General features: G+C 64.0%; 15 protein-coding genes. 2 read left to right on the top strand and 13 right to left on the bottom strand.

What is annotated here, in order from left to right; all coding sequences use genetic code 11:
- Nucleotides 1–8: 8 nt before the first annotated feature.
- From RO07_RS02330 to RO07_RS02300, 7 genes are all read right to left on the bottom strand, one after another.
- A complete protein-coding gene (locus tag RO07_RS02330) occupies nt 9–977 on the bottom strand; it encodes an ABC transporter substrate-binding protein (protein ID WP_039407736.1) in 969 nt (322 codons plus the stop codon).
- A 420-nt stretch (nt 978–1,397) separates the two neighbouring features.
- Nucleotides 1,398–2,177, bottom strand: a complete 780-nt coding sequence (locus tag RO07_RS02325) for an IclR family transcriptional regulator (protein WP_039407733.1) — start codon at nt 2,175–2,177, stop codon at nt 1,398–1,400.
- Nucleotides 2,177–3,061 carry an N-formylglutamate amidohydrolase gene (locus RO07_RS02320; RefSeq protein WP_039407731.1) on the bottom strand — a complete coding sequence of 295 codons (885 nt, stop codon included), beginning with the start codon at nt 3,059–3,061 and terminating at the stop codon, nt 2,177–2,179. Before RO07_RS02320 ends, RO07_RS02325 begins: the two co-directional genes overlap by 1 nt.
- A 443-nt stretch (nt 3,062–3,504) precedes the next feature.
- Nucleotides 3,505–4,515 (bottom strand): lipoyl synthase, encoded by a 1,011-nt coding sequence (lipA, locus tag RO07_RS02315; protein WP_039407730.1) that lies wholly within the window; start codon nt 4,513–4,515, stop codon nt 3,505–3,507.
- A gap of 23 nt (nt 4,516–4,538) precedes the next feature.
- Nucleotides 4,539–5,273, bottom strand: coding sequence for a lipoyl(octanoyl) transferase LipB (lipB, locus tag RO07_RS02310; protein WP_052266952.1), 735 nt, complete (start codon nt 5,271–5,273; stop codon nt 4,539–4,541).
- 160 nt (nt 5,274–5,433) lie between these two features.
- Nucleotides 5,434–6,396: a DMT family transporter gene (locus RO07_RS02305; protein ID WP_084072404.1), complete on the bottom strand. Its 963-nt coding sequence runs from the start codon at nt 6,394–6,396 to the stop codon at nt 5,434–5,436.
- A 183-nt stretch (nt 6,397–6,579) separates the two neighbouring features.
- The gene (locus RO07_RS02300) at nt 6,580–6,900 is read right to left on the bottom strand and encodes a DUF2917 domain-containing protein (RefSeq protein ID WP_160118079.1); all 321 of its coding nucleotides are present in this window, start codon (nt 6,898–6,900) and stop codon (nt 6,580–6,582) included.
- A 112-nt stretch (nt 6,901–7,012) separates the two neighbouring features.
- On the opposite strand from RO07_RS02300, the gene RO07_RS02295 reads away from it, so the two are divergent.
- Nucleotides 7,013–8,056, top strand: a complete 1,044-nt coding sequence (locus tag RO07_RS02295; RefSeq protein ID WP_039407729.1) for a transcriptional regulator GcvA — start codon at nt 7,013–7,015, stop codon at nt 8,054–8,056.
- Between the two features lie 83 nt (nt 8,057–8,139).
- Here the strand turns inward: RO07_RS02295 and RO07_RS02290 are convergent, their stop codons facing one another.
- The 5 genes from RO07_RS02290 to RO07_RS02270 form a co-directional block, all read right to left on the bottom strand.
- Nucleotides 8,140–8,412, bottom strand: coding sequence for a DUF493 family protein (locus RO07_RS02290; RefSeq protein ID WP_039407727.1), 273 nt, complete (start codon nt 8,410–8,412; stop codon nt 8,140–8,142).
- Entirely contained in the window at nt 8,409–9,257 is an 849-nt protein-coding gene (locus RO07_RS02285) for a D-amino acid aminotransferase (RefSeq protein ID WP_039413978.1), read from the bottom strand. Before RO07_RS02285 ends, RO07_RS02290 begins: the two co-directional genes overlap by 4 nt.
- Nucleotides 9,258–9,424: 167 nt before the next feature.
- The gene (locus RO07_RS02280; protein ID WP_039413976.1) at nt 9,425–10,648 is read right to left on the bottom strand and encodes a D-alanyl-D-alanine carboxypeptidase family protein; all 1,224 of its coding nucleotides are present in this window, start codon (nt 10,646–10,648) and stop codon (nt 9,425–9,427) included.
- A 213-nt stretch (nt 10,649–10,861) separates the two neighbouring features.
- A complete protein-coding gene (locus tag RO07_RS02275) occupies nt 10,862–11,491 on the bottom strand; it encodes an alpha/beta hydrolase (protein WP_039407725.1) in 630 nt (209 codons plus the stop codon).
- A 71-nt stretch (nt 11,492–11,562) separates the two neighbouring features.
- The gene (locus RO07_RS02270; protein WP_039407723.1) at nt 11,563–11,892 is read right to left on the bottom strand and encodes a (2Fe-2S) ferredoxin domain-containing protein; all 330 of its coding nucleotides are present in this window, start codon (nt 11,890–11,892) and stop codon (nt 11,563–11,565) included.
- Between the two features lie 247 nt (nt 11,893–12,139).
- Here RO07_RS02270 and RO07_RS25680 point away from each other — a divergent pair, with 247 nt between their 5' ends.
- Nucleotides 12,140–12,766, top strand: coding sequence for a hypothetical protein (locus tag RO07_RS25680; protein ID WP_147284569.1), 627 nt, complete (start codon nt 12,140–12,142; stop codon nt 12,764–12,766).
- A gap of 444 nt (nt 12,767–13,210) precedes the next feature.
- Here RO07_RS25680 and RO07_RS02255 read toward each other — a convergent pair whose 3' ends face one another.
- On the bottom strand, nt 13,211–14,383 hold the full coding sequence (locus tag RO07_RS02255) for a VanZ family protein (RefSeq protein WP_052266948.1): 1,173 nt from the start codon (nt 14,381–14,383) through the stop codon (nt 13,211–13,213).
- Nucleotides 14,384–14,396: the final 13 nt, after the last annotated feature.

Raw genomic sequence — 14,396 nt, 5'->3', positions numbered from 1 at the left:
TGCCTCGCTTACTTGATGTTCAGCTTGGTCTTGGCCTTGGCGAGCAGGTCGAGCTTGACCCAGTCGTCGGCCTTCGGCACCGGATCCTGCAGCTTGCCCACGCCGTACTTCTTCATGAGGTCGGTCGTGAGTTGCACGTGCGAGATGCTCAGATCGTAGCTATACGGCGAGTTGCCGATCGCGTCGGTGAAGTCCTGCGTGGTGATCTGGTTCTTGAACATGTCCTCGCGCACGTACTTCTCGGCCGCTTGCGGGTTCTTGATGAAGTAGTCGGTCGCTTCGACGAACGCGTACATCAGGCGTTGCGCCACGTCCGGCTTCTCCTTGTAGAGCTTTTCGGTGATCACGAGCGCACGCACCGGTTCGCCGATCGGCGTGTCGTACGGCTTGAGCACTTCCACACCGAAGCCCTTGTTGATGGCTTGCGAGGCCTGCGGCTCCGACTGGCACATCGCGTCGATGCTGCCGGCGGCAAGGGCCTGGTTCAGATCGGCGAAAGCCATGAACATGATCTGCACGTCCTTGCCCGGCTGATCCGACCAAGTCAGACCGGCCTTGGCCAGTTCCGCGTAGAGAATGAGTTCCTGCGCACCGCCACGGGCCACGCCCACCTTCTTGCCCTTGAGGTCGGCGACCTTCACGATCGGCAGCCCTTTCTTCGCGACGAGACGCACCCCGCCCTTCGCGAACCCGGCCACGGCGTAGATCGGCGCTCCCTGCGCACGGCCCGCGATGGCGGCGTCGAGCGCGCTGGCCGACACGTCGATCTGGCCCGCCACGATCGCCGGCATGATGTCCACGCCCTTGGCGAACATGCGCTCTTCGATCTTCAGACCATACTTCGGCCCGATCACCTTCATGTACGACACCGCACCGTAGTGCGCGAACTTCAGATTCCCCAGACGCACGAGGTCGTCGGCAAACGCGTGTAGCGAAGCCGCGCACAGCGCAGCGGCGGCAAGGCATTGCTTGAACATAAGGTCTCCTTCTCTCTCTTATCGGAATGGCTTGCCGGAAACGTCGGTTTTTCAGACTTCGCGACAGCACGCGCGTTAGAAAGCAATACTTATGCCAGACACATAAGCCATTGATTTCATTAATTGAAACTAAGGAAAACCCGATGGTCGGTTATACGGAAAATCGGAAAATATCTCCGATTACTTTCTGGTTTTCCAGAAAATAGAGAGTGATTTCCGGTGTCGGAGAACGGCAGGAGAATGAAGGGCGAGACCGAAGGGACCGGCGCCCCTGTCGTGGAGCGGGGATCGCAACGGCCATTGAGAGACCCCCGCTCGAGCAAGCTCGAGGCATTGCCGAACAGCGGGGCCTGAAGTCGGAATGATGGGATAACGGGATGGCCGGCGGAGCGACGTCGAGCGGCGCCGGCCGGGGCGACGTCAGGCAGACAGGGCTTCCGGCACCGGCGTCTGGTAGCCCAGCGCCGCCGAGATTTCGGCCGCGCACGTCGACAGCCGCGACGAGATGTCGGGCAGCAAGGCGCGCGTCATGCGCGAGGACGGGCCGGACGCGGAGAGCGATGCGATCACCTCGCCCGAGGCGTCGCGCACCGGCACGGCAACCGAGACGGCTTCGGGAGCCAGTTCGCCGAAGCTCACGGCAACGTCCTGACGGCGCACGTTGAGCAGTTCCGCGGCGAGTTCGTCGCGCTCGATGAGCGTGCCCGCCGTGAAGCGCTTGCGGGGTCGACCGAGCACCTGCGCACGCACGTCGTCCGCGGCGAAGGCAAGCAGCACGCGACCCGACGCGCCCACGTACAGCGGCCGACGGTTGCCGACCACGCCGTGCACGCGCAGCTCGTGCGTCGATTCGACGCGTGCCACGCACAGCGACTCGAGGCCGTCGCGCACGCGCAGTTGAATGTTCTCGTTGAGCGCGCGGTTGAGCGCCTGGAGATGGCGATGCGCCACCTTCACGAGATTGACCTGCTCGTGGCCGGCCACGCCGAGCACCAGCGCCTGGGCGCCGAGCACGTAGGTGACCGGACTGCCCTCGCGCACCACCCAGCGGTGCCGCTCGAGCGTGGCCAGCAGACGAAAGGCCCGCGACTTGTTCAGGCCTGCGCGCTGCGCCAGTTCCGTCACACCCAGGCCGGGACATTCCCCGACCAGCGACAGCAGCGTGAGCGCCGTGTCGACCGAAGCGACTGTGTAGTCCATCAAACTTCCTCGCTATGTTGTTCGGCATAAGCGGCGAGCGCCGCCGCGAATTGCCCGAGTTGCGACTGCAGCGTCGAGAAGCCATCATGCTTTTCGCCGCGCGATTCATTGAGGTAAAGCGCCTGATTCAGCTCGATCTGCACGCTGTGGCGCCGCTCGGCAGGCCGTCCGAAGTGGCGCACGATGTCGCCGCCGCGATAAAGCGTGTTGTAGGCCACGCGAAATCCCAGCCGCGTGAATTCGGCGATGATCCAGCGCGAGAACGCCGGGTCCGCGCTCGTGCCGTCGGCGTCGCTCACGATCACGTCCGGGCGCATCATGCCGGCGTCGGGATCGAGCGCGCCGCCGCGCGGACTCATCGAATGGCAGTTCAGATGCCAGACCACGCCGTGCCGCTCCCACGCGGCGTCGAGCGCGTCGCGCAACGCGTGGCGGTACGGCAGGTAGTAGTCGTGAATGCGACGCTCGACTTCGGCAACCGTCAGACGCCGGTCGTAGAGCGGCACATTGGGCGCCGCGAAACGATGCAACAGTCCCACGCCGCGCTCACTGTACGCCTGCGGGCGCGCATCGTGCGGCCACAGACTCGCGAGCAACTGGGGATCGATGTCGTGCACGGCGCGATTCGGATCGATGTATGCGCGCGGGAAAAGCGCCGCGACGAGCGTCGCGCCGTGGTGCGTGGCAGCAAGCCAGAGTTCGTCGACGTAGGCGTCGCCGCACGCGAGAATCGCCGCCGTCGGCGCGATGGTGTCGAAATCGGGGGGCAGGACGTGACCGCTGTGCGGCGCGTCGATCACCAGCGGCAAGCGTCTGCCCGAGCCACCCCTGCCCGCTTGTGGCGCTTCCACAAAAAATCGGCCCTCGGTGACCTGGCGGGACATGCAGTCTCCTCGCATACGTCCGGTAATCGCACTCATCGGTGGCACGCCCTCTGTTTTGAAGGACAAAACAGAGTTTCAATATTCTGAAACAACGGTTCGTCGACGACAAGGCGAACCGTGTTACAACATATTTCGCGGGGCAGGGCCGGATTGCCGGCCTGGGAGTGGGAGATTTAGGCGACGTTCGGGGAAATTGGCGGCGATTTTCTTGCCATTTCGGGGATGCATGGGGCTGCTCGGGGCGTATTGCGTAGCGAACCGGGCGCGGGGTGTGTGACGACTCGTAAACGTTTGCTGGCCGTCAAGTGGTCGTAAAGGGCTCGCAAAGGGGCCGGTCCGCCAGCGCTCCCATCCGCAATTTCATTGCACAAACAAAAACGCGGACCGTCTTTCGACGGCCCGCGTTCGGTCAAGCAGGCGTATCAGGTGCGGTAGCCGGGCGCTCAGATGGCGTCGGCCACGCCGGCTTCGTGCGCCTGCACGTCGGCGTGATAGCTCGAGCGCACCATCGCGCCCACGGCGGCGTGCGTGAAGCCCATCTTGTAGGCTTCCTCTTCGAACATCTTGAACGTTTCCGGCGTCACGTAGCGGCGCACCGGCAAATGGTGCTCCGACGGCTGCAGATACTGGCCGATCGTCAGCATGTCGACGTTGTGTGCACGCAGGTCGCGCATGACCTGGAGAATTTCCTCGTCCGTCTCGCCCAGGCCGACCATCAGGCCCGACTTGGTGGCAACGTCCGGATGCTTCGCCTTGAATTCCTTGAGCAGCGTAAGCGAATGCTGGTAGTCCGAACCGGGACGCGCTTCTTTATATAGACGCGGCACCGTTTCGAGGTTGTGGTTCATCACGTCGGGCGGCGCGGCGTTGAGAATGCCGAGCGCGCGATCGAGACGAGCGCGGAAATCCGGCGTGAGGATTTCGATGCGGGTTTGCGGCGAGAGCTCGCGCACGTGACGAATGCAATCGACGAAGTGCTGGGCGCCGCCGTCGCGCAGATCGTCGCGGTCCACGCTCGTGATCACCACGTACTTCAGACGCATCGCGGCGATGGTCTTCGCGAGATTGAGCGGCTCGTCCACATCGAGCGGATCCGGGCGGCCGTGGCCCACGTCGCAGAACGGGCAGCGACGCGTGCACTTGTCGCCCATGATCATGAACGTGGCCGTGCCCTTGCCGAAGCACTCGCCGATGTTCGGGCAGCTCGCCTCTTCGCACACCGTGTGCAGGTTGTGCTCGCGCAGGATCTGCTTGATCTCGTAGAAGCGCGACGTATGGGTCGCCGCCTTCACGCGAATCCAGTCCGGCTTCTTCAGACGCTCGACAGGTACGATCTTGATCGGAATACGTGCAGTCTTCGCCTGCGACTTTTGCTTGGCAGTGGCGTCGTATTCGCCGTCGATCGTGCGAACTTCCTTGTTCGCGGTGTCGTTCTGAGTCACGGTGGTGGTCATGATGGGGCTTTCCAGGCGTCCATTCAGGCAGCGGCGTTGGCGCTCGCGGCCACATCGATCCCATTGGCCGTACCAGCCGTATGGGTCGGGGGCGCGGCGTCTGCCGGCGCGGTGTGCTGTTCGAGGTGATGGCCGAGTTGCTGCGCCAGTCGCGCGGCCACTTCGTCCCAGCGGGCGGCCACGCCAAGCGTGGCCATGTCTACGGTTTGCAGGCCGGCATAGCCGCACGGATTGATCCAGTCGAACGGCCGCAGGTCCATTGCGACGTTCAACGACACGCCGTGATAGCTGCATCCGTTGCGGATCTTCAACCCGAGCGCGGCGATTTTCGCGCCGGCATGCGCTGCGGCGCCCTCGCCCGGACTCACATAGATGCCCGGCGCGCCGGCCCGGCGCTCAACCTCGAGATTATACGCTCCAAGGGTGTCGATCACCGCCTGCTCGATCAAACGCACCATCTCGCGCACGCCGAGCTTGCGCCGGCGCAGGTCCACGAGCAGGTAGATCACCACCTGGCCGGGGCCGTGATAGGTGATCTGGCCCCCACGATCGACTTTGACGAGCGGAATGCCGGTGTCGGCAACGAGCAGATGAGCGGGGTCGCCGGCCAATCCCAGCGTATAGACGGGCGGATGCTGAACAATCCAGAGTTGATCCGGGGCGTGCGGGCCACGCGCATCGGTGTACGCGCGCATGGCGTCGAACGATGTGGCGTAGTCTTCGGTGCCGCGCCAGCACACTTCGATCGGGGAGGTCATGAGCGCGATTTTAACGAAACCGGCGCAGTCTTGCTCGCGCCCGTGCGAGCAAGACTGCGCACCACACGGGGCGCCATGACCGGCACGGGCAATGGGCGCGGCTCGCGTCGTCAAGCCGCATTACCTCCCATCGTGGGAGGGTCTGGTTTCAGGGCTGTCTTCAGGCCCGGTTCGCGGGCTTCGCCACTTCGGCCGACTTCACGGGTGCGGCACCGAGCCTTTTGGCGTACCAGCCGGCGGCCACGAGGATCATCACGCCGCCGAGCCACTGCGTCGGATGCAGCACGATGCCGAAAGCGAGAAAGTCGACGGCGACCGCCACCACGGGGTAGACGAAGCCGAACACGGCAAGGCTCGACGTCGACGCCTTCTGAAATGCGCCGTACAGCAGCAGATACATGAATGTCGTGTGGAACAGTCCCAGCGTGACGATGGCGCCGATTTCGCGCGGCGCCGACGGCAGATGACCGAAGTCCGCCATCCAGACGAATACGACGGCACCGATGGTCATGTGCAGCGCGGCGATGATTTCCGGACGAAGCGTGCCCGCCAGCTTCTTGGTGAAGAGCGTGGTCGCGGCGTACAACGACGCGGCGGCCAGTGCGCTTGCGACGCCGAGCAGATAACCCTCGCCATGCGCGCCCCCCGGCTCGGCCAGGATGATCAACCCGGCAAATGCGACGCCCAGGCAACCCAGCGTGGCGAGCGACGGACGCTCGCGCGTGATGACCGCGCTTGCGAGCACCAGCAGGAACGGCTGCACGTTGTAGACGACGGTGGTGATGCCGACCGAAGTCATCCGGTAGGCGGTGAACAGGAAATACCAGTTGGAAACGAGAGTGATCGCGCCGAGTGCGACGTTGAGCACTTGCCAGCGTGCCAGGCGCAGCCCTCGCCAATAGCCGCGATAGGCACACCAGGCACAAAGACTGGCCGCCCCGATCAGGCAACGCAGAAAGACCACGTTGAGCGCCGGCTGTCCCGACATCAGCACGAAATAGCCGATCGTGCCGGAGATCACCATGGCGGCAATCATCAACACGCGGCCAAGCCGCTCTTCGGCCTGCGCGTGGCGCAATTGGGCGGGATCGGGATGGGAAGTCGGGGAACTGGCTTGGGTCATCGGGGGGACTTCTCTTGTTTCGACGCGTTATCGAGTTTTTTCGACGCGATTATTGTGCGTCTTGTTGTGAATTCCATTGACACATCGGGAATGCCGACGCGAGCGCTTCAAACGAATCGCGCGCTCGCTGGCCGAAACCGGCCACGGAGCGCGCGATGTCCCGAACGACAGACCGGTGTATCGTTAGGCCGCCGCAGTGCACGAGTTGGCTTCGCGAGCCGCCCGGCGTCCGGCGAGCCACTTGCGCAGCACCCGGGTAATGGCGAAGCGGTGCGCCACATCGCGCTCGAGTTGTGCTTCGGCGCCTTCGTCCGACGATACCCAGTAACGGCGTCCCGGCTCGACGGCAAGGCGCTGGCCCGGCATCAACCAGTAGTCGTGCGGGTCGCCGGCCCGCGTCACCCAGACCGCCGCACCGCGCGCGACAAGCGTATGCTCGTGATGGAGGTCGAGGGTGACGACTTCGCCCGGACGAATACCGTAGAAGTACTGAACCTTTGTCAAATTGTTTTGCATTTTACGACCCCCACTCAGTGCGAGACAATGACTTAATCATAGGGACTGGCAAGCGCCACACCAAACGACATATTTTCACGGCCTTGCGAATAAAGCTCACATGGATCTTCGGAGACTTCCCAACCTGAGTGCCCTGCGCGCCTTCGAGGCGGCTGCCCGCCTGGAGAGCTTCTCGCGCGCGGCCGAGGAATTGTTCGTCACGCACGGCGCGATCAGCCATCAGATTCGCGCGCTCGAACAGGAACTGGGTACGACCCTGTTCGCGCGCAACGGCAAGCGCATCAGCATCACGCCGGCCGGGCGGCAATACGCGTTGTCGATTCGCGCCGCGCTGGGCGACATTGCGCAGGCTACGCGCAAGCTGCAGGCCGGCACGCGCGGCGAGCGGCGGCTCGTGCTGACCACGATGCCGTCGTTCGCGAGCCGCTGGCTCACGCCGCGCATCGGCCGCTTCATCGACCGGCATCCGGAGCTCGAAGTGGAGTTACGTTGCAGTGCCGAGCTCATCGACTTCGAGCGTGACGACGTGGACGTCGCGTTGCGCATGGGCAAAGGGAACTGGCCGGGGTTGCATATCGAGAAGGTGCTCGACGACGTCTTCTTCCCCGCGTGCAGTCCCACGTACAACAAGGGTCAGCTACCGAGAACCGCCGAGGAATTTCGCCGCAGCACGTTGCTGCGCTCGGAAGGCGAGCCGTGGGCGCCCTGGTTTGCGGCTGCCGGGTTCGACTTGCCCGAACCGTCGCAGGGCATGATGTATCAGGATTCCGGCATGCTCTCGCAGGCGGCCATCGTCGGCCAGGGCGTGGCGCTCGTGCGGCGCTCGCTCGCGGTCGGCGACATCATGGCCGGACGCCTCGTGCGGCTGTCCGACGTCGATACGCCATGCGAATGGGATTACTATTTCGTGTGCCCGCCGGGCGTGCTGGAGACGCAACGCGTGCAGGCGTTCAGGACATGGTTTCTGGAAGAGCTGGCGGCGTTCGAATCGGTCAAGCACATACAGCGCCGCCCGACGCGTCCGAGCCCCGCCGCGCTGGCCGCGGGCATGGCCGCCACAGCCGGCGAGATGACCACGGACGCTCAGTTGGGCCTGGACCCGATCGTGCCGATGGACGACGACGGCTCGCCGACGCCCGCGTGAGCCCAACGGCAACGACAATATCCGGTCGATGTCGATGACGGCAGCAGCGAGAGCCATGCCGCCGCCATCGCGCAATCGTGCCGTTACAGCACGACCTTGACCATCGGATGGCCCGTCAGGGCGCGATAGATATCGTCGAGATGCGCTTTCGAATGCGCACGTACCGTCACGGTCAGCCCGAGATATTTGCCCGTGCTCGACGGACGCATTTCCACGGTGGCCGCGTCGAATTCGGCATCGAACTCGCGCAGCAGCGCCACGATGGCGTCGGCAAAACCGTCCTGCGTCGCCCCCATTACCTTGATGGGAAAGTCGCACGGGAATTCGAGCAGGGTTTCCTTCTTTTCCGTCGTCATAGGGCCTCCTTGGCGCGTTGATAGGCCGCGTACAGTGCACGGAAGACGGGCCCCGGCTTGCCGTCGCCGACGGGCTTGCCGTCGAGCGAGACGACGGCGAGCACTTCCTTCGTGGCCGACGTGATGAGCAGTTCGTCGGCGCTGCGCACTTCCGCTTCGGTGACCGGCCGCTCCTCGAAGCGAATACCGCATTCGCGCGCGAGATCCGCCAGCGCACCGTAGCGAATGCCTTCCAGGATCCGATTATCACGCTGCGGCGCGAACATTTCACCGCCCCGGATCACCCATACGTTGCTCGACGACGCCTCGGTCAGATACCCGTCGCGGAACTGGATGGTTTCCTGCACGTCGTGATCGGCCGCGTACTGCGCCATCAGCACGTTGCCCAGCAGCGAGGTCGACTTGATGTGGCAATTCAGCCAGCGGCGATCCTCGTGCGTGACGGCGCCCACGCCCTGCTCGACCTTCTCGCGGCTCGGCAGCGAGAGCGGAGTCGCGATACCGAACACGGTCGGCGCGATGTCCTTCGGGAACGTGTGCTGGCGCGGCGCCACGCCACGCGTGACCTGCACGTAGACGCTGTGCGGATCGGCGGCGCATGTCGCCGACAGACGCGCGAAGAGCGCTTCCCATTCGGCGCGCGTGTAAGGATTGGCGATGCGGATCTCGGCGAGGCTGCGCTCGAGGCGATCGAGATGCTGCGCCAGACGGAAGGGCTTGCCGTGGTAGACGGGCACGACTTCGTAGATGCCGTCACCAAAGAGAAAACCGCGATCGAGAACGGAGATCTTCGCGTCGCTGAGCGCGATCAGTTCGCCATTGAGCCAGACGGTGGGGTTATCCATGTTTGCAAGGTGCGCGTCGAGCGCACGACGAAAGGAAAAAACGCGCCCCATGGGAGCGCGCCTTGCGCCGGCCGGGCTCGCAAGCGGGCCCGACCGGCAGGTTCGGCAATGCTACGCGCTTTATGGGCGCGCATCCCGCCTGGGCGAGACCCTTGCCGCGCCCGGATTTACTTCTTCACGAACATCAGGCGCAGCGCGTCCCATGCACGGCCGATGAAGCTGGCCTGCGGCACATCGGCCAGCGCCACGACCGGGAATTCGGCGAGTTGCTTGCCGTCGGCCATGACCTTGACCGTGCCGACGGGCGCGCCGTTGGCGATCGGGGCGATCAGCGGTTCGCGCAGTTCGAGCTGCGGCTTGATCTTGTCGGCCATGCCCTTGGGGACGGTGATGAACGTGTCCTTCTTCACACCGATCTTCAGCTCGCTCTCCTTGCCCTTCCACACCTTGGGCGTGGCCACGACCTGGTTCGCACCGTACACGCGCAGCGTGTCGAAGTTCTGGTAACCGTAGTTGAGCGCCGAGAGGCTGTCCTGCACGCGGGCGCGTTCGGTCGGCTCGCCCACGACCACCGACAGCACGCGGCGGTTCACGCCGGCGACGCCGGGCAGCGGACGCGAAGCCGTCGACACGAGGCAGTAGCCCGCTTCCTTCGTGTGGCCGGTCTTCAGGCCGTCGACCGTCGGATCGAGATACAGCAAACGATTGCGGTTCGGCTGACGGATGTTGTTGTACGTGAAACTCTTCTCCGAGTAGATCTTGTAGTACTCGGGGAAGTCCTGAATCATCAGCGTCGAGAGCTTGGCGATGTCGGCGACCGTGGTGTAGTGCTGCGGGTCGGTCAGACCGTCGACGTTCGTGTAATGCGTATTCTTCAGCCCCATGCGCTGCGCCGCGCGGTTCATCAGCTCGACGAAGCCGGGTTGCGAGCCGCCGACGAGTTCGGCCAGGGCGATGGAAGCGTCGTTGCCCGACTGGATGATCATGCCGTACACCAGATCGTGCACGGTGACCGGCTTGCCCGCCTCGATGAAGGTGCGCGATTCGTCACGGCCCACCTTGCGAACCGACTCGCCCGGAATGACCGTCTGTTCCATCGAAATGCGCTTGTCGCGCAGCGCTTCGAAGATCAGGTACGAGGTCATGATCTTCGTGAGCGATGCGGGTTCCACGCGCGCATCCGGATCGCCTGCGGCGAGCACCTGGCCGCTGGTGACGTCGACGATCGTCCACGCCTTGGCCGTCATCGGCGGCGGCGGAATCTGTTGAGCACGTGCGGGAAGCGTAGCGAGCGAGCCGCAAGCGACGAGCGCCGCGGCGACGGCGGCACGGGACAGCGAAGCGTTGAATGTCATTGGCGAAGAGAAAAACGAAGTGAGACTCAGGGGCATCTGCGCTTGATGGAACACCGTACGACCGGCGCCTCGCGGGCGCGGCACGGTGAAAAGGACAGCGGCACCGGAGCGCCGGTGCCATGTCTGTCGGGTACATAGACCCGGCGTGACCTGACAAGGTTCAGGAGCGGATTATACCCGCCGCCATTTCGCACCCCCAGCCCGACGGGCCCGTCGCGCCCAAATTGCGGGAAATTCGCCCCGGGTGTGTCAATGACGCCACGCGTCGACCACGATCTGTTTCAGCAGGGGCAACAGGCCGTGAAAAAAGTGCTCGCCGCCCGGGATGACCACGACCGGGAGCTTTTGCGGCCGCGCCCAGTCCAGCACCGACTGCAGCGGCACCGTCTCGTCCTGTTCGCCGTGAACAACCAGCGTATCGGCCGGTACCGTGGCCACTTCCCAATTGCTCGCGGCCGTTCCCACGAAAACCAGACGTTGTGCGGGCGTGCCCGCGGCTTCGAGCGACTTCGCCACGTGCGAGAGCACGAAGGTGCCGAATGAGAAACCCGCAAGGGCCAGCGGCAGCGTCTCCCAGCCCGGCTGCCGGCGCATCCAGGCGATCACGGCGAGAAGATCGTCGCGCTCGCCGATGCCTTTGTCATGCTCGCCCTCGGACTTGCCGACCCCGCGGAAATTCGGGCGCACCACGGCGTGGCCGAGTTGCACGAAAGCGCGCGCGAGCGTCTGCGTGACCTTGTTGTCGAGCGTGCCGCCGAAGAGCGGATGCGGATGGGCGACGAGCGTGATGCCGCGCGGCTCGCCGGCCGGACGGTCGATGGCGATTTCGATGGCGCCGATCGGGCCGTCGATGGTGAAGCGTTCAGTCTGAGCGTTCATGAGCGAGGTAAGGCAGGAGGCGCCGGCGCCCAAACGCCGGCACGTTTGCGCAGCGTGCTTGCGGGACCGGATCAGTCGATCAGCAGCCGCTCGACGATTTCGCCGCGCGCCAGATGCGTCTCGACGATCTCGTCGATGTCGGATTCGTCGAAATACGTGTACCAGGTGCCTTCGGGATAGACGACCACGACGGGCCCGAGTTCGCAGCGATCGAGGCATCCCGCCTTGTTCACGCGAACCTTGCCGGGTCCGGCCAGGCCGAGCTCCTTGACCTTCTTCTTGGCGTACTCCTGCATCGACTGCGCGTTGCAGTTCGCACACGAAGGGCGGTCGGCGCCGGGCTCGCGCTGGTTCAGGCAGAAAAACACGTGGTGTTTGTAGTACTGCGACTGGGTGGCCATGTCGGTGTTTTGGAAGGAGTGGCGACGTTGATTGACGTATTGCGGACGTGTTGCGGGCCATTCTAACCGACCTGCCCGGACGGTGTGGGCCGCCGCCGCGGGCGTCGGGAAGTCCGTTGGCCGCCGCTCGCTGCGGTGACATGGTCATTTTTTGAAAACCGTATGTTCAACAAAATGCCACTATTGCAACGTTTGCGGCCATTCCTTTCGGGAAACCCTTAACTTCCAATCGCGATGGAGAGAGATCATGTTCAGCGTGCAAGCGACAACCAATGGCGTGACCTCACGGGGTGAGTCGACTCCTCCGCCCCGCGAGAATGAACGGCGGGCTGCGGGATTCTTGCGCGACGTCAAATCGATTAGTTCGGCTACAAGGTCTCGAGAATCAGCAATCTTTTTACGCTCCTGCGACAACCCATTTCTTCAACCAATGATTGAGTCATTGCCTCACGTCCATAACCAAGACAAAAGGTTCTCGGCGCTCGGCATGGGACTAACCGCGGTATCAGATGCTCGTTTGCGTGGCAATATTAGTTCAAACTGCACCGTGAATGATTGGTGTGGCACTGTTCTGGAAAAACACCCAAGAAATGATGCGCACCGCGACAATATCTCCAGTGACCCGGCAATGGAGAAGAGAGGAGCTGAACTCGTCGACTTCATGTCCGCCGGCAAAGACAAAGGTCTCGTTGATACGTTGTATGCACAGACTATTGTCGTAGGGAAAAACGTCCAGGAAGGTCAAGTCACCGACGTCGTCACTAGTACGTTCATATCCCACGCAAACACTTTTCTGGATTTGGTCGAAGCCAGCAGCGTGCAACAGTCTGGAGTCGCTTCTGCAACTCAGGACACCCAGACGCTCTCAAGTTAAGAGTGCTGGGGCTGGTCCCTGCGGTAGCAGGCGCAGCTCGGGGGCGAAGCATGGGTTAGCGCCCCCGCCCCCCAAGCCGAGAATGAAGCGGGCGACGACCAGTTGGACAGAGTTATGCGCCATGCCCCCAAGCCGGGCGCCGAACGCCATGAGCGTGAGCGTGCCTGCGAGGAACATGCGGTAGCCGATACGCGAGGCGAGCCAACGCTGCTTGAAAAAAAAGATCCGGCCACGGCATAGAGTGTGGAGCCGAACCCGTATCCCTCGGGTGCGGCGCCTACGCCGCCGGCGATATGCAACGACGCGAACACGAACATGCCGTTTTCCAGCATCTCGATGCCTATGGCGGCGGCGATTACGGCCAATACGCTATTTCCGAATCGGCAACAATCGTCCCGGAGCCTGCCGCTCGGGGACATCCCACTGGACTTGCCGAAGCAGGCGTCAGCCGGATTTGCCGACACCGCGGGCAGGGCCGCGGTGGCTGGGATCGAACATGGCGAGCAGGTAAATCAGCACGAGGTATGGCCAGGTCCATGCGAGCCAGCGCGCGAGCACATTGAAGTGCACGTACCGGCCTTGCCGCCACGATTGGAGCGCCGCCTCGTAATACGGGTTTGCGGGCAGCAGGTTTACGAGCACCAGCAGCACGATGAGCGCGGCCAATGCGACCACACCGCGCAATGCTCGCGGCCCTCGCCCGGCCACCAGCAGCACCAGCACGCCGATGACGAGCCCGTAGATCGCGCCGGCCGTGACCCAATCGAACGCCTGCAGCGGCGAGAACTGCCACGCCGCGGCGATCGCCTTGATCGCGAACGCGCTGATGAACAGCGCGCAAAGCAACGGCACTCGCGGCGCCGAGCGGCGCATCGTCAGCGTGGCGAGCAAACCGGCCAGCACCGTACCGCAAGCCGTCACGACCGTTTCCCACAACGCGTGGCTGGCCACGGCATCGAGCGCGGAGAGATAGTCCTGCAGTTGTCCCAGCCGCGGCACCCAGTCGAGCACGAGGTCGGTCACGTCAGGATCCTGCCAGAGCCAGACCTGCCGCACGAGGTCGCCGTCACCGAAGAGGAATTGCTGCGGGTACGCCTGCGCCCACGGCCAGAGGGCGAGCAACACGAGCAGCACGCTGGCGTGGCGCTCGAACCAGGCGAAGCGCAGATGCCGCAACCAGCCGCGATCGAGCAGCGGGCTCGTGAGCGGGACTGCGACGGCGCCACCGATGAGCGCGCCCAGGGCGTTCGTCGCGAGATCGACGTTCGACGCCACACGCGTGGGCAAGTAGGTCTGCAGCGCCTCCATGCCGCACGAGAGCACCGCGCCCAGCAGCAGCGCCGCGAGCACAGCCCGGACGCCGCGCCACACGGGATGCAGCGCCAACACCGTCAACATGCCGAGGGGCAGGTAACCGATCACATTGGTAACGACGTCGAACGTCGTCATCCATCGTGGCAGCGGTGCGAGCAGATAGTCGAACGGTCCGACGGCGGCGTGCTGGAATTCGAACGGATACAGGCTCGCGTACGCGATCAGCAGAATCAGACAAAGCAACGCCTGGCGCGTGAGCGGAGACGCGCGTCGTTGCCAGGGTTTGACATCCAGCTCCGGCATTGGCGGGTGTGCC

Origin of the sequence: Pandoraea pulmonicola (genome assembly GCF_000815105.2) — a bacterium.
Lineage (GTDB): Bacteria > Pseudomonadota > Gammaproteobacteria > Burkholderiales > Burkholderiaceae > Pandoraea > Pandoraea pulmonicola.
Note: the sequence above shows the minus strand (reverse complement) of the source record. Positions and strands in the feature narration are given on the sequence as shown.

Coding starts and splice junctions, on each gene's coding strand:
- RO07_RS02295 (WP_039407729.1), top strand. CDS start 7,013: ATGGATCTTCGGAGACTTCCCAACCTGAGTGCCCTGCGCGCCTTCGAG.
- RO07_RS02285 (WP_039413978.1), bottom strand. CDS start 9,257: ATGGATAACCCCACCGTCTGGCTCAATGGCGAACTGATCGCGCTCAGC.
- RO07_RS25680 (WP_147284569.1), top strand. CDS start 12,140: ATGTTCAGCGTGCAAGCGACAACCAATGGCGTGACCTCACGGGGTGAG.
- RO07_RS02290 (WP_039407727.1), bottom strand. CDS start 8,412: ATGACGACGGAAAAGAAGGAAACCCTGCTCGAATTCCCGTGCGACTTT.
- RO07_RS02275 (WP_039407725.1), bottom strand. CDS start 11,491: ATGAACGCTCAGACTGAACGCTTCACCATCGACGGCCCGATCGGCGCC.
- RO07_RS02280 (WP_039413976.1), bottom strand. CDS start 10,648: ATGCCCCTGAGTCTCACTTCGTTTTTCTCTTCGCCAATGACATTCAAC.
- lipA (WP_039407730.1), bottom strand. CDS start 4,515: ATGACCACCACCGTGACTCAGAACGACACCGCGAACAAGGAAGTTCGC.
- lipB (WP_052266952.1), bottom strand. CDS start 5,273: ATGACCTCCCCGATCGAAGTGTGCTGGCGCGGCACCGAAGACTACGCC.
- RO07_RS02325 (WP_039407733.1), bottom strand. CDS start 2,177: ATGGACTACACAGTCGCTTCGGTCGACACGGCGCTCACGCTGCTGTCG.
- RO07_RS02320 (WP_039407731.1), bottom strand. CDS start 3,061: ATGTCCCGCCAGGTCACCGAGGGCCGATTTTTTGTGGAAGCGCCACAA.
- RO07_RS02330 (WP_039407736.1), bottom strand. CDS start 977: ATGTTCAAGCAATGCCTTGCCGCCGCTGCGCTGTGCGCGGCTTCGCTA.
- RO07_RS02255 (WP_052266948.1), bottom strand. CDS start 14,383: ATGCCGGAGCTGGATGTCAAACCCTGGCAACGACGCGCGTCTCCGCTC.
- RO07_RS02270 (WP_039407723.1), bottom strand. CDS start 11,892: ATGGCCACCCAGTCGCAGTACTACAAACACCACGTGTTTTTCTGCCTG.
- RO07_RS02305 (WP_084072404.1), bottom strand. CDS start 6,396: ATGACCCAAGCCAGTTCCCCGACTTCCCATCCCGATCCCGCCCAATTG.